Here is a 19,092-nt window from a genome sequence, read left to right as displayed (position 1 = left end):
TCTCCTCCCTGAGCGGCCGGTTTTCCGGCTCGCTGTTCCGGCGCCTCGTTCCGATCGGCGCCTGATCGCTGGTCAGTAGCTCATCGCCCTCGTGCGGGCGTTGTTGATATGCGCGCTCATCTCCGCGGAGGCCGCCTCCGGATCACGCGATTCGATCGCCGCGATGATCTTGAGATGGTCCTGCATCACCGGGATCAGGATGTGGTTCTGGATCCGCGTCTCGTATTGCCGGATCAGCCTGATCTTCAGCCAGGTGACCCGGAAGGCCTGGCTGACGATGTCGTTGTCGAGATGGTCGATGATCATCTCGTGCATCAGCCGGTCGACATTCTCGGCATCCTCGATCAGCGTCTCGTCGCCACCGGCCTCGGCCCGGCCGATGATCGCCTCATGCCGCTGGCGCTGCTCGGCGATCTCCTCGTCGGTCGCGGTGCGCGTATAGGCGGCCGTCGCCTCCTTCTCGAGGAAGAGGCGGAACTGGAAGGCGTTGCGGATCAAATTGAGGTCGACATGGGCGACCTGCATGCCGCGCTGCGGCACGGTCTTGATCAGCCCCTCCGCCTCCAGCCGCGGGATCAGCTCGCGGATCGCGCCGAGCGGGAAGCCCGTCATGGCGACGAGCTCGCGCTGGGTGACGAACTGGCCCGGCCGGATCTCGCGGGCGAGCAGCCGCTCGGTGAAGCTGGCATAAGCCCGCTCCCTGAGCTTCAGCGGCTCGCCGTCACGATCCGGATCAGGCTGGCTCATCGCATCCTCCTCAGGCAGCTTTCGCGCGGGTGATCCGGTCGAAGGCGGCGAACAGCGCCTTGCGCTGACCCTCGTCGAGCGCGGTCAGTGGCGCGCGCATCGGGCCGTAGCCGGCATCGCCATGGAGATGGCCGACCAGCGCCTTGACCGCCGGCAGCACCGGATAGGAGCAGATCTCGTCGACCAGCGCGTTCACCGTCGCATCCTCGGCGCCTTCGTAGACGACCGGCCGCAGCAGATGCGGCACCAGATTCGCAGCGCCACAGATCGAACCCTGCGCGCCGGCGCGAACGGCGCGGCCGAGCAGGCGCTCGTCGCCGACCAGGATGGCGAGCTCGCCATGCGCCTTCAGGAAGGCCTCGGTCGTCGGGTAGTCGCAGGAGGAATCCTTGACGCCGGTGACCACGCCCGGAAACGCCTTCTTCAGCCGCTCGACCAGCCCAACGGAGATGTCGACCGCGGTCACCGAGGGGATGTGGTAGAGGATGGTGTTGCGGGCGGAGGCGCCGAGCTTCTCGAAGAACTGCGAGAACCAGGCATAGAGCCCCTCGTCGCCGACGCCCTTAAAGTAGAAGGGCGGCGCGACCAGGAGGCCCTTGGCGCCGATGTTGAGCGCCGTCTGCGCCTGGTCGACCGCCTCATGCAGCGAGGCAGCGGCGACGCCGGCATAGATCTGCCTGGCCGGGTCGATGCCAGCGCCGACGAGCGCGCCGAGCATCGCGGTGCGGGCCGGGCTGCCTAGCGCCGCGCCCTCGCCGGTCGTGCCGAACAGCGTGACGCTATCGCAGCCATGGCTAAGCACATGCTTGGCGTGGTGGACGAGCCGCGGCAGGTCGACGGCGCCGCCTTCCCGCATCGGCGTGGTGATGGCGCAGGAGAGGCCGAAGCGGTTGGGATTCAGAGCCATTGCAAAGCGTCTTTCCGTGAGATGTGCGACTGAGAGATTGGGCAGGCGACGTCAGCCATCCTTGAGCCCTCCGGCGGACAGGCCGGCGACGATCTCGCGCTGGGCGAGGACGGTCAGCAGCAGGACGGGAAGCGTGACGAGCAAGGCGGCGGCCGCGAGCGGGCCCCAGGAGATCTGCTCGAAGGTCAGCGAGTTGTAGACGGCCGAGGGCAGCGTGCGGCTGGCCTTGCCGCCGAGCACGACCGAGAAGATGAAGTTGTTCCAGGAGAAGATGAAGGCGAGGATGCCGCCGACGACGATGCCGGGCCGGGCCAGCGGCAGCGCGACATGGCGGAAGGCCTGCCAGGTCGTGGCGCCGTCGATGCGGGCGGCGTCCTCAAGCTCCATCGGCACGTTCTCGAAATAGCCGATCATGATCCAGACGATGATCGGGATGGTGATGACGAGATGGGTGATCACCAGCGCCGTCACCGTGCCGACGAGGCCGGTGATCTGAAAGAGCAGGAAGAGCGGGATCAGGTAGGACAGCGCCGGCGTCATCCGGGCAACCAGGATCAGGATCGCGAATTTATGCGCCTTGCCGCGGGCGATGCCGTAGCCAGCGGGCACGCCGACGGCGAGGCCAACCAACACCGCCCCACCCGTGACCAGGATCGAATTCCAGAGATAGAGCGCGAAATTGTTCTTCTCGAACACGTCGAGATAGTTGGCGAAGGTCGGCGGGTTCGGGATGAACACCGGCGGGAAGGCGGTGTTGTCGAGCTCGTTCTTCAGCGAGAGCGAGATCATCCAGAGGAAGACCAGCACCGCCGGCGAGACCAGCACGAAGACCGAGGCGTAGAAGCCGAATTTCGAGAGGAGCCGCTTCATCACGCGTTCCACTTCGACTTCTGGCGCGCATAGAGCAGCAGCAGCGACAGCATGATGATGATGACGAAGAAGATCACCACGACCGCGGAGGCGTAGCCGATCTTGTAGAACTGGAAGGCCTGCAGATAGAGGAAGATGTTGAGCGTCTCCGACGCCGTCCCCGGCCCGCCCTGGGTGATCACGAAGATCGTGTCGAAGGCCTTCAGCGCGTCGATGGTGCGGATCACGATCGCGACCATGATGAAGGGCCAGACCAGCGGCAGCGTGATGTGGCGGAACATGTGCCAGGCATTGGCGCCGTCGATCAGCGCGGATTCATAGGGTTCTCGCGGCAGTCCGGCCAAACCGCCGAGCACGATCAGCATGACCAGCGGCGTCCAGTGCCAGACCTCGACCAGGATCAGCGTCGGGATCACCGTGTTGGGCGAATAGACCCAGGCCTGCGGGCCGATCCCGACCAGCGAGAGCAGGTAGTTCAGCACGCCGAGCTGGGGATGGAACATCATCGTCCAGACCAGCGCGACCGCGACCGGCGTCGCCATCATCGGCATGACGAAGATGGTGCGCAGCAGTCCGCGGAACGGGAATTCGCGATGGAAGACCAGCGCTGCGGCCGTGCCGAACAGGATCGGCAGCACGACCGCGAGCACCGTGTAATAGAAGGTGTGCCCCATCGACTCGATGAAGCGCGGGTCGCGCAGGAGCTCGGCGAAGTTCTGCAGGCCGACAAATTCCGGCCCGCCGCCGATCTTCCAGTCCTGCGTGGACATGTAGAGCGTGAACAGCCAGGGGAAGACGATCACGCTGGCGATGATCAGCACCGCCGGCAAAGAGAACAGCCAGTAGCGTGGCGTGAAATCCCGCGAGTCCGCCGCAGGAGCTTGCGCCGCGCTCGTAAGGCTACTGGCTGGCAGGGTGGTGCTGGTCATGTGTTGGAACCGTCATGCTCGGGCTTGACCCGAGCATCTCTTGGGAAATGCCCTCTGGTCGCGAGATGGCCGGGTCAGGCCCGGCCATGACGCGTAAGGACTGACCTTTAGCCCTGTTCGCTCTTGACCAGGACCGGCGCGAAGGCCTCCGTCGCCTTCTTCAGCTCGGTCGCGACATCGGCGCCACCGATCATGTTGGTCAGGCCAACGCCGAAGACGTCGCGGAACTCGGTGACCGGGACGATCTGCGGCAGCGCGGCGCGGGCGATCTTGGCCGAGTTCAGCAGGCACTCGAAATACTGCTTGCCGAATTTCGAGGCCTCGATCGTCGCCGTGTCGCTATAAGCCGAGGAACGGGCCGGAGCGCCGGCGCCGGCCTTCAGCATGGCGAGCTGCTGAGCCTTGTTGGTGATGAACTGGATGTAGAGCCAGGCCGCCTCCTTCTTGGCGGAGCCGCGCGAGATGCCGATGCCGTCGCCGAACATGCCGGCATGGTGCGCCTTCGGCCCGGGCGGGGTGACGCCGTAGCCGACCTTGCCGACGATGCGCGACTTGCTGGGGTCTTCCAGCGGGGTGGCGAAGCCGATGCCGTCGAGCCACATCGCGGCGCGGCCCTGCATGAAGGTGGTCTGGCATTCGTTCCAGTTGAAGCCGACCGAGCCGACCGGGCCAGTGTCCTTGTTGAGCTTCTTGTAGAGCTCGCCGGCCCAGATCGCCTCTGGCGTATCGGTCAGGAGCTTGCCGTCAGCCGAGGTGGTCTCGACGCCCTGGCCGAGCAGCAGGCAGGCCCAGACCGGGACGTTGGCGTTCTTCAGGCCGCGCGAGACGAAGCCGGCGACGCCCTTGGCCGGGTCGTGCAGCTTGGCAGCGGCGACCGCCATCTCGTCCATGCTCTTCGGGTAGGCGACGCCCTTCGCGTCGAAGAGCTCCTTGTTGTAGTAGACCATCCAGTAGTCGACGAAATAGGGCAGCGTATCGAGCGCCCCGTCGGCCTGGCGGGCATAGGCGACGGCGCCGGCACCGAAATCCTCGAAGTTGAAGTCAGGCGAGGTCAGCGACGCGTCCTTGATCATCGGCGCGAGGTCGGCGAACCATTTGCCCTTGGCCGCCATGCGCTTTTGCACATGCAGCGAGATCGCGCTGACGTCGAAGCTCGGCTTGCCGGAGGCGAACTCGATCACCGCCTTCTGGCGCTGCTGCTGCTCCGGCACCTGCTCGGAGGAGACCTTGATGCCGGTGAGCTCGGTGAACTCCTTCTCGGCGGCCTGGAACAGGTCGGAGCGCGGGTTCTTGACCAGCAGCACGTCGATCGACTGGCCGGAGAAGCGCTTCCAGTTGAAAGCGGCCTGGGCGTGCGCCTCGCGCAGCACCAGAGGCGAGGCGATGGCGCCGGTCGCGCCGAGCGCGGCGGCGCCGCGCAGCAGGCCACGCCGCGTCGGCTTCAGAATCTCGGTCATGGATGTCCTCCCCTGGACAGATATGCGGCCGTTGCAGGCCGTCTTGGCGGGCCGTCTTGATCCTGTTCCGGCAGGCGGGCTCAGCATGGCCCGCAACCGCCGGAATGGTGCGCACGCTAGTCCGGAACGAAGGCGGTTGCAAGCTAACATGTTGACGTGCACATAGTGATGCAACATGACCGAGCACCCGGGTTCCGATGACGACTTCTACGCTTCCCGCTCGCCCTCTCGGCCGCTCCGGCCTGAAGGTCACGACGCTCGGTTTCGGCGGCGCGCCGCTCGGTGATCTCTATGCCCATATCGACGAAGCCAGCGCGGTCGCCACGGTCGAGACGGCGCTCGCCGCCGGCATCAACCTGGTCGACACCTCACCGCTTTACGGGCACGGCCTCTCCGAGCACCGGATCGGCGCGGCGCTGCGGCGCTCGGGGCGCAAGGACGTGGTGATCTCGACCAAGGTCGGCCGCGTCGCCGAGCCCTTCGCCGGCCGCGGCAACGGCTCCGGCTATCGCGGCGGCCTTCCGCACGGAATGCGCTTCGACTATTCCTATGACGGTACGATGCGCTCGCTGGAACAGTCAGCGCTGCGCCTCGGCGTCGACCGGATCGATGTCGTGCTGATCCATGACGTCGATGTCTGGACCCATGGGCAGAACGCGATCGAGACCCGGTTTGCTGAGGCGATGGGCGGCGCCTATCGCGCCCTCGACAAATTGCGCGCCGCCGGCGCGGTCAAGGCCATCGGCGTCGGCGTCAACGAAGCCGAGATGTGCGAGCGCTTCGCCCGCGCCGGCGATTTCGACACGATGCTGCTGGCCGGGCGCTATTCCCTGCTGGAACAGCCCGGGCTCGCCTCCTTCATGCCGCTGGCGCAGCAGAAGGGCATCGGCCTGATGCTCGGCGGCGTCTTCAATTCCGGCATCCTCGCCACCGGCCCGATCGCAGGCGCGAAATACAATTACCAGCCGGCGCCGCCCGCAATCCTCGCCCGCGTCGCAGCGATCGAGGCGGTCTGCGCCCGCCATGGCGTGCCGCTGCGCCGTGCCGCGCTGCAATTCCCGCTTGGCCATCCGGCCGTGGCGAGCCTCGTCATGGGCGCGGTCAAGCCGGAGGAGGTCGCCGATCAGGTCGCCGAGCTCGCCGCGCCTGTTCCGGCCGCGCTCTGGACAGAGCTGAAAGCTGAGGGTCTGCTTGGTGCCGATGTCCCGGTTCCGGCCTGACGCCATGCGCATTGACGCCCATCAGCACTTCTGGAGCCTCGCTCGTGGCGATTATGGCTGGCTGACGCCGGCGCTCGGACCTATCCATCGCGATTTCAGCCCTGCCGACCTCGCGCCGCTCCTCGCCGCCCACGGAATCGAACGCACGATCCTGGTCCAGGCGGCACCGACCGAGGCCGAACCGGCCCATCTGCTCGACATCGCCGCGAAGACGCCTTTCGTCGCCGGCGTCGTCGGCTGGACCGATTTCGATGCGCCTGATGTAGCGGGGCGCATTACGGCGCTGGCCGCGAACCCGCTGCTCGTCGGCCTGCGCCCAATGGTGCAGGACATCGCCGATGACGGCTGGCTGGCGCGCCCGGAATTGGCACCCGCCTTCGAAGCGATGATCGCTCATGGCCTTGTCTTCGATGCACTGCTGAAGCCGCGCCATATCCCGGCGATGCTCACCGTGCTGGAGCGGCATCCGGACCTCGCCTGCGTCATCGACCACGGCGCCAAGCCCGATCTCGTCGGCGGCGACCTGACCGCCTGGCGCAGCGGCATGAGTGCGCTGGCGAAACGCCCGGACCTGACCTGCAAGCTCTCCGGGCTCGTCACCGAGGCCGGTCCGGACTGGACGCTGAAAACGCTCCGGCCGGTCGTCGAGCAGCTGCTCGCGACCTTCGGCCCGGAGCGGCTGATCTTCGGCAGCGACTGGCCGGTGGTGACGCTGCGCGCCTCCTATGGGCAATGGATCGAGGCTGCCGAAACGCTCCTCGCCAACCTTACCGAAGCACAGCGTATTGCCGTCTTCGGCGGCAATGCCGCAAAACTCTACCTCTCGCAACGCGGACGTCAGTGACATGCTCAGGGATATCGACCCGGTCCTCTCCGCCGATCTGCTCTGGGTGCTCGCGGCGATGGGGCATGGCGACGATCTCGCCCTCGTCGACGCCAACCACCCGGCCGAAAAGATCGCCCGCGCCACCACCAGCGGCCGGCTGGTGCGCCTGCCGGGCCTCTCCATGGCGCGAGCGGCGCGTGCCATCCTCTCGGTGCTGCCGATCGACGATTTCGAGCCGCAGCCGGCAAGGCGCATGCTGGTGGTCGGCGATGCCGCTGCGATACCCGAGGTGCAGGCACAGGTGCAGGCCGAACTCGATCGGGCGCTCGGCCGTCCGGAGCCGCTCGCCGGCATCGAGCGCTTCGCCTTCTACGAGGCGGCGAAACAGGCCTTCGCCGTGGTGCAGGTCGGCGATCCCCGCCCTTATGGCTGCTTCCTGTTCCGCAAGGGCGTGATCGCCGGCGAGCCCGGCTGAGCGGTTCAGCCCTGACCGATCAAGCCGAGAATGCCGCCGGCGATCGCGATATTGGCGACGAAGCCGTTGATGCGGTTGGCCCGGTCCAGCCCCTGATGATCCCAGAAATTGTTGAACATCGGCGTCGCCGCCACGAGGAAGGCGAGCAGCATCAGCGCCGCCAGCGAGACCTGGATGCCGCAGATGACCATCAGGCCGGCAACGATCTGCAAGGCGATGCCGGCCCATAAGGTTACAGCCGGCCACGGCAGGCCACGAGCGCCGATCAGGCTCGCCAGCAGGCCCCTGTTGATGATGTTGCGCAGGCCGGCGAAGGCGAAGGCCCCGCCCAGGAACAACCGCCCTGCAACGGCAGCGCTCTCCGCGCCAACCAGAAAGATGTCCGTTGCCATGATCCGTCCCCGTCCTGTGAAACGCGCCTCACAGGACGGCATGGCCGCTGCAGCGCTCTTCACCAGGACGAATCGGCTCGACCATTTGTGACATGCCGGCCGAATTTTTTATCGACGGCGGCTGCGAGCTACGCGCTTCCGACGAAACCGGAGCTAGGGCTTCGCGCCGGCCGCTCCCGGCATCGAGATCACCCTCCCATCGGGCATGATGATGTCGCCAGGCTTCTGGCCCGGTCCGCAATCGCCCACACGCTTGGCCTCGACCACGAGCTTGCGCTCGACCGGGCCGGCCTGCCCAGGCATGCCGGTGAGCGTGGTGGTGCCTTCGGTACGCACGGTCGCCTGGAAGTCACCGGTGACGGTACTGCTGCCGACCGCCTTGATCTGGCCGATTGCGCACTCGGTCGCAACCGCGTAGCCGGTCGCGGTCTTCTTGACCTCGACCTTCGAGCAGGCGGCGCCGGACATGCCGCCGAGCATGGCGCGATCGGTCCCGGGCCCGACGCATTGCTTGGCGCTGGTCTCGCCCTCGGCGCCGCTCGACTTGGTCTCCCAGAGTCCCGGCTTGCGCTGCGGAAGCTCGTCGGCGAAGGCCGGAACGGCCCCGAGAACGCTGGTTGCAACGGCGATGGCGACTGCCCTCATGCTCAAGTCTCCTCGGCTGCCCGTAAGGATCGATTCGGGGGCAAGACAGAGCGGGGGCGAGCGGCGATTTTAGGGCGAGGGCCCGGCACCTCGGGCGGACGGCAGGATGCCGTGAAGAATGGTGCCCCTGGCCGGGATCGAACCAGCACTCCTTGCGGAACTCGATTTTGAGTCGAGCGCGTCTACCAATTCCGCCACAGGGGCCCTTTTCAGGCGCGGCGGACTATAGCGATCGGCAAGAGCCGGTCAATCTCGCGTGAACGGCTTTTCCCGCGGCGTCGCAGCCATGGACGGAAGGCTCGGCGCCCGCTAAGGGGCGGCGATGTTCGAACGCCTCTATCTCTGGACGCTCTCGCTTGCCGCCCGCCGCAGTGCGCAGGTCTGGCTCGCCGTCGTCGCCTTCATCGAGAGCTCCTTCTTCCTGATCCCGGCCGACGTGCTGTTCGTGCCGATGGCGCTGGCCAAGCCTGAACGGGCTTATCGCCTCGCCTTGATCGCGACGGTGTTCTCGACGCTCGGCGGCATCGCCGGCTACGCGCTCGGCTACTATGCCTTCGACGCGCTGGCGCGGCCGGTGCTTGCCTTCTACGGCAAGCTCGATGCCTTCGAGCAATTGCGCGCCTGCGCCGGCCCCGACACGACGCTGCTGCTTTTGACCACCTCGGGCCTAGCGCATCTGCCGCCGATCAAGGTGGTGACGATCCTGGCCGGTGCCGTCCACATCGGTCTCGGCTTCTTCGTTCTGTCCTGCGTGCTCGCCCGCGGCGCCCGCTTCTTCGCCCTCGCCTTCCTGCTGCGCCGCTATGGCGAGACGATCCGGCACTTCATCGAGAAGCGGCTGAAGCTGATCGCGCTCGGCGGCGCGGCCCTGCTGATCCTGCTCTATTTCGGCCTCAAGCTGCTGACAGGCTCAGGACAGCTCCTCTCCTGCTGAGTACCGCCATGACCGGCCTTGCCTCGCGCCTCCTCGCCGATCCCCGCCGCCTGATCGCCTTGATCGGGCTCGTCAGCCTCGCCTTGATCGGCGGCGCCTGGTTCTTCGAGCTGGTCCTGCATCTGCGACCCTGCAAGCTCTGCCTCGAGCAGCGGGCCCCGCACTACGCCGCGATCGGCCTGACGACGCTGGCGCTGCTCCTCGCCCGCTCGCGCCGGCTGCAGATCGCGGCGCTCATCGTCCTCGCCTTGCTGATGGCCTGGAGCACCGGGCTCGGCGTCTATCATTCCGGTGTGGAGTGGGGGATCTTCGCCGGCCCGAACGACTGCGGCGGCACGCCGGCCCCGGCCGCGGCCGGGGTCCAGGACCTGATGAAGCAATTGCAGACGACCCGCATCGTCTCCTGCACGGAAGCCGCCTGGCGCTTCCTCGGCCTCTCCCTCGCTGGCTGGAATGCGCTCGCCTCGCTCGGGCTGCTGGCCATCGCCTTGCTCGGGCTGCGGAACGCCTCGCAGCGCCCAGCGTAGCCGCAGGGCTGACGCTCCACAGCAATCTCGATCGGGTCCGGAACGGCGATCCGCCGGCGGCGCCGGCCGTCCGATCCCGTAGCTACGCGTCCCGAATCACTCCGCATGGGCGCGCAGGCGGCCCCGACGCGCAGCCTCCCGGCATGATCGGCGGTTGGAATAACCGCGCGAATCATCTGTATTGCGCCCAGGAATCGGGTGCTCAGGCCACATTTCCAGCAGGTAGCGGGACGGTAAGGTCGCGTTAACCTTTATTAATCGATGGTCAACAGATGACGATGCCGACCAGACACGGACCGGCGCGCCGATGAACGTCGCAGGGCAGGGTCCAGCCATACGTTCCGCACGGCGCCCCCCAGCGCAGAGGCGGGCAGCGATATCTGTCGCGGCCGGCTGCCTGAGCTTGGCCATGGCCGGCTGCGGCGAGCAGAGACTTTCCGAATCGGAACTGGTGACGGCGACGCGCTGGCTCTCCGTCGAGCCGGGCCGTGCGATGATCGCCCTGCCGCCCGGCAGCCCTCCGATCATCGGCGTCACCCAGCGTGGCTACGAGAACGCGATCGCACAGACGATCTCGCTGGCGACGCGCGGCCGCACGCCCGGCGAGAACACGATCCAGGTCGCCTTCTTCACTGCCGCCGACCTGCCGGAGAGCACCGGCGTCGAGGGCAACCTGCTGAAGCTGCCGGGGATCGACGATTTCGCCGTGGCGCAGGACATGGAGGAGCGCCTGCCGGGTGTCGCCATGGCGCCCTCCGCCGTCTTCGTCCAGAACAGATACGGGCCGTTCGGCTACGCCTTCGGCCGCGGCAGCGGCGGCGAGGCCTGCCTTTATGCCTGGCAGCGCATCGCCGACGGCGACAGCGTCTTCCGGCCGCGATCGGGCGCTGTCTCGGTCCGCATGCGCATCTGCGATCCCAAGGCGACGGAAGCCTCGCTGCTGCGCCTCGCCTACGAGTATTCGCTCAACGCCTCCCTGCGGCGCAGCGGCTGGAGCCCGGCGGGGGACGCACCGGCGCCTGCGCCGGGGCTAGGCCAGGCCGGTGCGCCGATCTACCCGCTGCCGCAGGCCTCAGCCGAGGACGCGCCGAAGCTCCGGCGCGCCACCCGGCCGCGACCGCTGCGGGAGCCGCAAATCGAGACCGAACACCCCCGGGACGCGCAACCCGTCCCGGACAGGCCGCTGGCCGGATATCCGACCGTTCCCCCGCCGCCCACGACACCCTGAGAGAGCGAAGCGTCCCGAAAGCCGATGCGAACCGCGAGCTACGTCATCTTCTGGGCGATCGCCACGGCCATCGTGGTCGCGCTGATCTCGCTGCCGATCAGCCTGCAGGCGCATCTGATCGCCGGGACGATCGTGGTCGGGGCGATGATCCTGCTCAAATTCCTGCGGCCATACGGCGTCTGGCGCCTGATCGCGCTCGGCCTCGGCACCGCGATCGTGCTGCGCTATGTCTACTGGCGCACGACGAGCACGCTGCCGCCGGTCAACCAGCTCGAGGACTTCATCCCCGGGCTGATCCTCTATCTGGCCGAGCTCTACAATATCGGCATGCTGTTCCTCAGCCTGTTCGTGGTGGCGATGCCGCTGCCGCGGCGCAAGAGCGCGCCGCCGATCCCCGCCGATGCCCCGACCGTCGACGTCTTCGTGCCGTCCTACAACGAAGAGCCCGAGCTCCTGGCGACGACGCTCTCGGCCGCGCTCGCCATGGACTATCCGGCCGGCCGGCTCACCGTCTACCTGCTCGACGACGGCGGCACCGACGAGAAGTGCAATGCCGACAATTTCGTCGCGGCCAGCGCCGCGCGCGAGCGGCGGGCGGCCCTGCAGACGCTCTGCGAGGGCCTCGGCGTCACCTATCTGACGCGCGAGCGCAATGTCAGCGCCAAGGCCGGCAACCTCAACAACGGCCTCGCCAATTCCAGCGGCGACCTCGTCGTCGTCTTCGACGCCGACCATGCGCCGGCGCGTAACTTCCTGACCGAGACGATCGGCTATTTCGACAGGGACCCGAAGCTGTTCCTGGTCCAGACGCCGCATTTCTTCATCAACCCCGACCCGCTGGAGCGCAACCTCAAGACCTTCAAGGCGATGCCGTCCGAGAACGAGATGTTCTACGGCATCATCCAGCGTGGCCTCGACAAGTGGAACGCCTCGTTCTTCTGCGGCTCGGCCGCGGTGCTGCGCCGCACGGCGCTGAAGACGACGAACGGCTTCTCCGGCCGCAGCATCACCGAGGACGCCGAGACCGCGATCACCCTGCACGCCACCGGCTGGAACAGCATCTATGTCGACAAGCCGCTGATCGCCGGGCTCCAGCCCGCGACTTTCGCGAGCTTCATCGGCCAGCGCTCGCGCTGGGCGCAGGGCATGATGCAGATCCTGATCTACCATCGCCCGATGCTGAAGAGCGGCCTCTCGCTGCCGCAGCGCCTGTGCTACTCGTCCTCGGCCCTGTTCTGGCTGTTCCCCTTCGTGCGCCTGACCTTCCTGGTGGCGCCGCTGTTCTACCTGTTCTTCGGGCTGGAGATCTTCACCGCCTCGGGCGCCGAGTTCATCGCCTACGTCTTCAGCTACATGGCGGTGAACCTGATGATGCAGAACTATCTCTATGGCCGCTATCGCTGGCCGTGGATCTCCGAGCTCTACGAGTTCATCCAGTCGGTCTATCTGCTGCCGGCGGTGGTCTCGGTGCTGCTCAACCCCGGCAAACCGACCTTCAAGGTCACCGCCAAGAGCGAGGAGCTTGGGACGCGGCGGATTTCCGAGCTCGGCCTGCCCTTCTTCATCATCTTCGCCGTGCTGGCGCTCGGCGTCGTCGCCACCTATTGGCGCACCATCACCCAGCCCTACAACGCCGACACCACCTTGGTGGTCGGGCTCTGGAACATCCTCAACCTGCTGATGGCGGGCTGCGCCCTCGGCGTGGTCTCGGAGCGGCCGGAAGGGCGCGGCGCCCGGCGTTTCCCGGTGAAGCGCCGCGGCGAGATCAGCATCGACGGCCGCACCGCGCCGATCATCACCGAGAACGTCTCCGTCGACGGCGTCGCCGTCCGGATCCTGTCCAAGGGCTTCGACACGCTGCCGGTGAACAGCAAAGGCGAGATCGCCTTCCAGACCTCGATCGCGATGCCACCGGGAGCGCTGCCCGTGCGCGTCGTCCGCCACGCCTCGGACGAGAGGGGCCTGGTGCTCGGCTGCCGCTACGAGCCGAGCGAGCCGCTGCACAGCCGCATCATCGCCGATCTCTGCTTCTCCGACGCCGGAATCTGGAGCGATTTCCAGAAGGCCCGGCGCCAGAACATGGGCGTCGTCTACGGCACGCTGCGCTTCCTGCGGATCGCCGTGTTCCAGACCAGCCGCGGCCTGTCCTATTTCTTCGGCCTCTACCGCTTCGCCCGCTCCAATACCCAGCGGAAGGCGGCGGAATGAGAACGCATCTCTTGCCCATCCTCGCCGCCGCGGTGATCCTCCCGATCGGGGGGCTTAGCTTGGGTCCGCGGGCCCAGGAGACTCCGGCGACGCCATCGCCGGAGCCGGCGCCGTTCATGATCGCGCCGCCGGCCCAGCAGCCGCCGGTCTCTCGCCCGGCCGAGCCGAAGCCGCCGGCAGCAGCGACACCGGCCGCGCCCGCGATTCCCGCCAGCTTCGCCTTCAAGCCGCTGCTGCCGGCCGCCCGCGTCGCTCTCGAAGGCGAGAGCGATGCACGCAGCTGGGCCTTTCACCTGACCCAGGACGAGGCCAGCGCCGATCTCAATCTCGACGTCGCCTTCCAGAACGCGCTGGTGGTGATGCCGGAGGTCTCGCGCCTGACGGTGCGCATCAACGGCGAGCGCGTGATGGAAGCGCCCATCGCTTCCGCCGATCGCCTGAAGCGGACCTCCACCGCGATCCGCAAGGGCCTGCTCAGGCCCGGCCAGAACACGATCCGCTTCGAGGCCGTGCAGCGCCACCGCACCGACTGCACGATCGCCTCGACTTATGAACTGTGGACGCGCATCGACGGCGCCGGCACCCGCCTCTCCTTCAGGAATCCGGCGCAGCAATCACGCCTGCGCAGCATCGACGACCTGCCGGCCGTCGGCGGCGACGAGAGCGGGCAGACGACGATCCACATCGTCGCGCCGGGCGCGACGCGCGCCGTAGCCGCCAACAGCATCCTCGCGGTGGCGCAAGGGGTGGCGCTGCGCGGCCGCTACAGCCAGGCCGCCGTCAGGGTCTCCGAACGCCTGCCGGAGCGGATCCGGCCGGGCGTGCTGACCGTCCTGCTCGGCACGACCAAGGAAGTGCGCGAGCTGCTCGGGACATTGCCGGCCGAGGCCGGGGCCGGCAGCTTCCTCGGCTTCATCGCCAATCCCAGGCTCGGGCCGGCGACCCTGCTCGTCACCGGCGAGACTTGGCCGGATCTCGAGGCGATCGTCGCCAAGCTCCTGACCGGGCCGGTCTCGCGGCCGACCAACATCAACCGCAAGACGATGGACACGTCGAGCTGGCACGTGCCCGATGCGCCCTTCATCTCCGACCAGCAGATGCTGCGCTTCTCGGAGCTCGGGGTCGCCACGCAGGAATCCTCCGGCCGACGCATGCGTGTGCGCGCCGTCATCGCCATGCCCGGCGACTTCTACGCCAATGCCTATGGCGAGGCGACGCTCTATCTCGACGGCGCCTATGCGGAGGAGGTCCTTCCCGGCGCCAGCCGCGTCGAGATCTTCGTTAACGGCAATGTCGCGGCGACCGTGCCGCTCAATGGCGCCAATGGCGGGCTCTTCCAGCAATCGCCGATCCCGATCCCGCTCCGGCACTTCCGACCGGGGATCAACGAGGTCTGGTTCGAGGCCGTCACGCTGACGCGGTCCGATCTCGCTTGCGGACCGGGAGCGACCTTGCCGGGCAAGAACCGTTTCGCGCTGTTCGACACGACCACGCTGGCGATTCCGGACTTCGCCAAGATCGGGGTCAGCCCCAATCTCGCCGCCGTGGCCGGCACCGGCTTCCCCTATTCGATCGCCGCGCATGTCGGCCTGATCGTCGGCCGGCAGGACCTGCCCAATCTCGGCGCGGCCGCGACCCTGCTGGCGCGGCTGGCCCAGCGCGCCGACCGGCCGCTGCCGATCGACCTCGTCGGCAGCGCTGCGACCATCGGCAGCCGCCCTGCCCTGATCGTCGGTGCCGCCGGACAATTGCCTGCCGGATTGCTGCCGCGCGTCGGCATCGCCGACAATGTCCGCAACACCTGGCCGCAGCGTGCGGACGCTGTCGTCGTCGTGCCGGAAACCGAGGGCACGGCGGTGTTCGACGCGGTGATCAACCGCTTCCAGGGCCGGCAGACGACGCCGGAGGATTCGGGCGGCGGCGCACCGACGACCGAGGCGATCCGCGACCGCTGGCGCGGCTCGTTCGGCGGCCCTTTCGCCCGCTACTTCATCGGCTTCGACCAGTGGCTGCAGCGGACCTTCGACCTCTCCTTCGCGCAGCTGCGCACGCCAACGCGGGCGCCGAGCCTCTATGAGCCGGCCGAGGGCGCCGAGCTGATCGCCGCCCAGGCGGTCGATCCCGATACGCGCCAGGTCTGGACCGCCTTCGTCGCGCGCCAGGAGGAAAGCCTGGAGAAGGCCGTGGACAGGCTCGTCACCCCCGGCAACTGGGCCGGGATGGCCGGCAAGGTCACCACCTTCCGCAGCGGGCAGGACAATCACGTCATCTCGGCGGACAGCACCTCCTTCGTCATGACCCGGGCGTTCAGCCTGGCCAATATGCGCCTGGTCTTCGCCAACTGGATGTCGAGCAATATCGGCATCTACGCGCTGACCCTGCTGGGGGCCTGCATCGCCCTCGGCATCGGCACCTCCCTGATGCTCGGCCGCCTGGGGAGGCGCTCATGAGACGGTTGCGCACGGCCCTCACCGCGATCCTGCTCGGCCTCGCCCCCGCTGCGCAGGCGGGCCTTCCGGCCGGCGCCTGGGAGCTCTACCGGCAGAAGTTCGTCACCGCCGAGGGACGCGTCGTCGATGATGCCAATGGCGGCATCAGCCATAGCGAGAGCCAGGGCTACGGGCTGTTGCTGGCCTGCCTCGCCGGCGATCGCGGCAGCTTCGCCAGCATCCTCTCCTTCACCCGGACCGAGTTGCTGATCCGCGACGACGGGCTCGCCGCCTGGCGCTGGGATCCGAAGGCGACGCCGCGCGTCAGTGACATCAACAATGCCAGCGACGGCGACCTCCTGATCGCGGAAGCGCTCGCCTGCGCCGGGACGCGCTGGGCGATGCCGGCCTACACCAATGCGGCCCGCCAGATCGCCCGCTCGCTCGCCAAGGTCGCCCTGCTGAAGCGTGGCGGCCAGACCTGGCTGATGCCGGCGGCAAAGGGCTTCTCGGAACAGGATCGACCGGACGGACCGGTGGTCAACCCGTCCTACTGGGTGTTCGAGACCTTCCCTGTCCTCGCCAAGCTCACCGGCGACCAGAGCTGGATGCAGGTGCAGGCCAGCGGGCTGAAGCTGCTCGACGACCTCGCCAAGCGCAAGACGCCGGCTGCCGACTGGCTCTCGATCAGGGGCGAGCCAAAGCCGGCCGAGGGCTTCCCGCCCCAGTTCGGCTACAACGCATTGCGCATCCCGCTCTATCTCCTGCGCGCCGGCCTTGCCGACAAGCAGCGCCTCGAACCCTTCCGCCAAGCCTGGGCCAATGGCACGGCGGTGATCGACGTGACGAACGGCAAGCCGGTCGAGCCGCTGCCGGACGTCGGCTATCGCATCCTGAACGCCGCCATGGCCTGCGCGCTCGACCGGACGCCGGTCCCGGCCGAGCTGAAGACCTTCGAGCCTACGCTCTATTACCCGTCGACGCTGCACCTGCTCGCCCTCTCGATGCTGAGTGAGAGGTATCCGCAATGCATGTGAAATCCGCGCTGATCGCAGTCGCGGCCTCCGGCGCCGCCTTCTATGCGCTCGGCCGCTATGGCCATGACCTCGATTGGCCGCAGGCGCCGGTGCCGGCCGTGCAGCAGGCGCAGGCCGAGACGCATCCCGATCCCAGCCAACCCGCCTTGCCCGCGGCCGGGCAAACCGAGACGGAGCTGGCTCAGGCTCCCGCCGCGCCGGGGCGCCCGGCCGCACCGGCCGGGCAGCCGCAGAGAGTCGACGAGACGGCGCTGCGCTATTTCGCCAGCCAAGGCGACACCCGCCGCTATGAGGCGGAACTCGCCCGGCTGCGCGCGCTCTATCCGGAATGGAAGCCGCCGACCGATCTGAGCGCGTCGCTGCCGACCGGCGATCCCGAGCTGGAACGGGTCTGGAAGCTGTTCGCCGAGGGCAAGTTCGGCGAGGCGCGCGCGGCGATCGCCCAGCGCAGCAGCGCCGATCCGAACTGGCAGGCACCGGCCGACCTCACCGCCCAGCTTGACCGGGCTGAAGCCAGCCTGCGCCTGGTCAACGCCTCCAATGCCAAGCAATGGGAGCAGGTGATCCGGATCGGCACCGAGACGCCGGCACTGCTGACCTGCGCCAATGTCGACGCGCTCTGGCGCGTGGCCGAGGCCTTCGTCCAGACCGGCGCGCCGGAGCGGGCGCGCGACGCCTATGCCTATGTGCTGACGAACTGCACCAACGCGGCCGAGCGCGTCGGCACCATGCAGAAGGCGCTCGCCAGCCTGCCTGAGACGCTGGTCAGCCCCCTGCTGGCGCAGGAGAAGCAGAACGAGTTCTCGAGCATTCGCGACGAGATCGCGCGGCGCCATATCGGCAAGGCAGCGGAAGACCCCAGCCTGACCGCCACGCCCGAAGAGCTCCGGCGCATCGAGGCGCTCGCCAACGCCGCGACGACGCCGGACGACGCGATCCTGCTCGGCTTCTACAGCTTCCGACACAATGATGCGGCCAAGGCCGTGACCTGGTTCCAGACCGCGCTGGCGCGCAATGGCGGCGCCAAGGCGGCGGAAGGAGCCGTGCTCGCGCTCGGCGCGCAGCAGAAATACCAGGAGGCCGAGACGCTCGGAGCGCAATGGCTCGAAGCCGGCCCGGCGAACCGCAAGGCCTATCTCGACGTCGCGACCGCGCTGATCGCGCAGGAGCCGGCGCCGCGGCTTGAGCGCGCCGTCATCGAGCGCATCGCCAGGACCGTCGGCGTCGATCGCTATGCGCCCGGCGGCGCCGCGCTGGGCTGGTATGCCTATAATTCCGGCCAGATCGCCCCGGCCGAAACCTGGTTCGAGACCGCCCTCGCCTGGGATCGCAACTACGAGCCGGCCGCCTACGGCCTCGCCTTGGTGCATCAGCGCCTGCGCGACCTGGCGGCCTTACGCGCCATCATCGCCGAATGGCGCAACCGCTCGCCGCGCATCGCCGATCTGCTGAATCCGGCGCGCAGGCGGTCCCCAGCCCCCGAGCGGGAAGCCCAACCGCTCCCGGAGACGTCGCCAACCGCACGGACAGCCCCGGTACCCGAACCGGTCGAGCGGGCGCCACGTCGCTTCGTTCGAACCGAGCCCGCGCCGGCGATGCGCTACGAAGACGACATTCCGGCTGTGGCGGCGCGCCGCCCCGCAGCCGAGCGCCCGCGCAGCGGCTCCTGCGGCACGGGCACGGACGGGGCGGCCGCGCTCCAGCGTGGCTGGTGCCTGCTCAACCTGAAGCGCCCGGCCGCCGCGGCAGAAGCCTTCGCGGCGGCGATGCGCAGCGGCGATGCGCAGGTCGCGGCCGACGCCGCCGCTGGCAAGACCTATGCGAAGCTCCAGCAGGGGCTGACGGCCGAGGCCGGCGCCGCGGCCGCCAGTGCCAACCTGCCCCCGGCGCGGCGCAAGGAACTGCAGAGCCTGCTGCTCGCCGAACGCTTCTATGCTCAGTACGACGCCAAGGACTTCAACGGTGCCCTGCTCACGCTCGGCGCTCGGGGCCGCTATGCCTCCGAAAGCACCGACCTGATGCTGATGCGCGGCTGGTCCTATTTCAATCTCGGCCGCTTCGACGATGCCGCGCAGGTCTTCCAGGCGCTCTACCGTGCCAATGGCTCGCCACAGGCGATGTCCGGCCTGACGGCGATCCGCGACGCCACCCAGCGCAATCGCTACTGAGCCAGCCCACCTGGCGGTCGACCGATGGCGCGATGAACGCGACCTTCGCCATAACCCTGACGAATAGCCTATCCCCGATTTCGACTTGGACAG

At 68.0% G+C, this 19,092-nt stretch carries 17 protein-coding genes and 1 tRNA gene; 10 read left to right on the top strand and 8 right to left on the bottom strand.

Going from position 1 to position 19,092, the window contains the following annotated elements; translation table 11 throughout:
* Positions 1 to 72: 72 nt before the first annotated feature.
* The 5 genes from AC3WLC_RS08995 to AC3WLC_RS08975 all read right to left on the bottom strand — a co-directional run bounded on the left by AC3WLC_RS08995 (position 73) and on the right by AC3WLC_RS08975 (position 4,910).
* Positions 73 to 747: a GntR family transcriptional regulator gene (locus AC3WLC_RS08995; RefSeq protein ID WP_493683582.1), complete on the bottom strand. Its 675-nt coding sequence runs from the start codon at positions 745 to 747 to the stop codon at positions 73 to 75.
* A 10-nt stretch (positions 748 to 757) separates the two neighbouring features.
* A complete protein-coding gene (locus tag AC3WLC_RS08990) occupies positions 758 to 1,654 on the bottom strand; it encodes a dihydrodipicolinate synthase family protein (protein ID WP_493683581.1) in 897 nt (298 codons plus the stop codon).
* A gap of 51 nt (positions 1,655 to 1,705) precedes the next feature.
* Positions 1,706 to 2,524 carry a carbohydrate ABC transporter permease gene (locus AC3WLC_RS08985; RefSeq protein ID WP_493683580.1) on the bottom strand — a complete coding sequence of 273 codons (819 nt, stop codon included), beginning with the start codon at positions 2,522 to 2,524 and terminating at the stop codon, positions 1,706 to 1,708.
* Positions 2,524 to 3,453: a carbohydrate ABC transporter permease gene (locus AC3WLC_RS08980; protein WP_493683579.1), complete on the bottom strand. Its 930-nt coding sequence runs from the start codon at positions 3,451 to 3,453 to the stop codon at positions 2,524 to 2,526. The genes AC3WLC_RS08985 and AC3WLC_RS08980 overlap by 1 nt, the downstream gene beginning before the upstream one ends.
* Positions 3,454 to 3,560: 107 nt before the next feature.
* Positions 3,561 to 4,910, bottom strand: a complete 1,350-nt coding sequence (locus AC3WLC_RS08975) for an ABC transporter substrate-binding protein (RefSeq protein WP_493683578.1) — start codon at positions 4,908 to 4,910, stop codon at positions 3,561 to 3,563.
* 197 nt (positions 4,911 to 5,107) lie between these two features.
* Here AC3WLC_RS08975 and AC3WLC_RS08970 point away from each other — a divergent pair, with 197 nt between their 5' ends.
* Genes AC3WLC_RS08970 through AC3WLC_RS08960 form a run of 3 tightly spaced genes read left to right on the top strand, consistent with a single transcriptional unit; the run spans position 5,108 to position 7,431 of the window.
* A complete protein-coding gene (locus tag AC3WLC_RS08970) occupies positions 5,108 to 6,130 on the top strand; it encodes an aldo/keto reductase (protein ID WP_493683577.1) in 1,023 nt (340 codons plus the stop codon).
* A gap of 4 nt (positions 6,131 to 6,134) precedes the next feature.
* Positions 6,135 to 6,974 carry an amidohydrolase family protein gene (locus tag AC3WLC_RS08965; protein WP_493683576.1) on the top strand — a complete coding sequence of 280 codons (840 nt, stop codon included), beginning with the start codon at positions 6,135 to 6,137 and terminating at the stop codon, positions 6,972 to 6,974.
* A 1-nt stretch (position 6,975) separates the two neighbouring features.
* A complete protein-coding gene (locus tag AC3WLC_RS08960; RefSeq protein WP_493683575.1) occupies positions 6,976 to 7,431 on the top strand; it encodes an RbsD/FucU family protein in 456 nt (151 codons plus the stop codon).
* A 5-nt stretch (positions 7,432 to 7,436) separates the two neighbouring features.
* On the opposite strand, the gene AC3WLC_RS08955 is transcribed toward AC3WLC_RS08960, so the two are convergent.
* The 3 genes from AC3WLC_RS08955 to AC3WLC_RS08945 all read right to left on the bottom strand — a co-directional run bounded on the left by AC3WLC_RS08955 (position 7,437) and on the right by AC3WLC_RS08945 (position 8,672).
* A complete protein-coding gene (locus AC3WLC_RS08955; RefSeq protein ID WP_493683574.1) occupies positions 7,437 to 7,823 on the bottom strand; it encodes a DoxX family membrane protein in 387 nt (128 codons plus the stop codon).
* Positions 7,824 to 7,976: 153 nt separating this feature from the next.
* Positions 7,977 to 8,468 (bottom strand): DUF3617 domain-containing protein, encoded by a 492-nt coding sequence (locus AC3WLC_RS08950; protein ID WP_493683573.1) that lies wholly within the window; start codon positions 8,466 to 8,468, stop codon positions 7,977 to 7,979.
* Between the two features lie 119 nt (positions 8,469 to 8,587).
* Positions 8,588 to 8,672, bottom strand: a tRNA-Leu gene (locus AC3WLC_RS08945).
* A gap of 118 nt (positions 8,673 to 8,790) precedes the next feature.
* On the opposite strand from AC3WLC_RS08945, the gene AC3WLC_RS08940 reads away from it, so the two are divergent.
* The 7 genes from AC3WLC_RS08940 to AC3WLC_RS08910 all read left to right on the top strand — a co-directional run bounded on the left by AC3WLC_RS08940 (position 8,791) and on the right by AC3WLC_RS08910 (position 18,999).
* Positions 8,791 to 9,402, top strand: coding sequence for a YqaA family protein (locus AC3WLC_RS08940; RefSeq protein ID WP_493683572.1), 612 nt, complete (start codon positions 8,791 to 8,793; stop codon positions 9,400 to 9,402).
* A gap of 8 nt (positions 9,403 to 9,410) precedes the next feature.
* On the top strand, positions 9,411 to 9,929 hold the full coding sequence (locus tag AC3WLC_RS08935) for a disulfide bond formation protein B (protein WP_493683571.1): 519 nt from the start codon (positions 9,411 to 9,413) through the stop codon (positions 9,927 to 9,929).
* A gap of 409 nt (positions 9,930 to 10,338) precedes the next feature.
* The gene (bcsN, locus tag AC3WLC_RS08930; RefSeq protein WP_493683570.1) at positions 10,339 to 11,157 is read left to right on the top strand and encodes a cellulose biosynthesis protein BcsN; all 819 of its coding nucleotides are present in this window, start codon (positions 10,339 to 10,341) and stop codon (positions 11,155 to 11,157) included.
* Positions 11,158 to 11,181: 24 nt separating this feature from the next.
* Positions 11,182 to 13,365: a UDP-forming cellulose synthase catalytic subunit gene (gene bcsA, locus AC3WLC_RS08925; protein ID WP_493683569.1), complete on the top strand. Its 2,184-nt coding sequence runs from the start codon at positions 11,182 to 11,184 to the stop codon at positions 13,363 to 13,365.
* A gap of 116 nt (positions 13,366 to 13,481) precedes the next feature.
* Positions 13,482 to 15,815, top strand: a complete 2,334-nt coding sequence (locus AC3WLC_RS08920; RefSeq protein ID WP_493683568.1) for a cellulose biosynthesis cyclic di-GMP-binding regulatory protein BcsB — start codon at positions 13,482 to 13,484, stop codon at positions 15,813 to 15,815.
* Positions 15,812 to 16,831: a family 8 glycosyl hydrolase gene (locus AC3WLC_RS08915; protein WP_493683567.1), complete on the top strand. Its 1,020-nt coding sequence runs from the start codon at positions 15,812 to 15,814 to the stop codon at positions 16,829 to 16,831. Before AC3WLC_RS08920 ends, AC3WLC_RS08915 begins: the two co-directional genes overlap by 4 nt.
* The gene (locus tag AC3WLC_RS08910; protein ID WP_493683566.1) at positions 16,822 to 18,999 is read left to right on the top strand and encodes a tetratricopeptide repeat protein; all 2,178 of its coding nucleotides are present in this window, start codon (positions 16,822 to 16,824) and stop codon (positions 18,997 to 18,999) included. The genes AC3WLC_RS08915 and AC3WLC_RS08910 overlap by 10 nt, the downstream gene beginning before the upstream one ends.
* Positions 19,000 to 19,092: the final 93 nt, after the last annotated feature.

The organism is Allobosea sp. GW821-FHT03A12 (assembly GCF_058986765.1).
The sequence above is the reverse complement of the archived record's forward strand: the minus strand, read 5'-3'. Positions and strand labels throughout refer to the sequence as shown.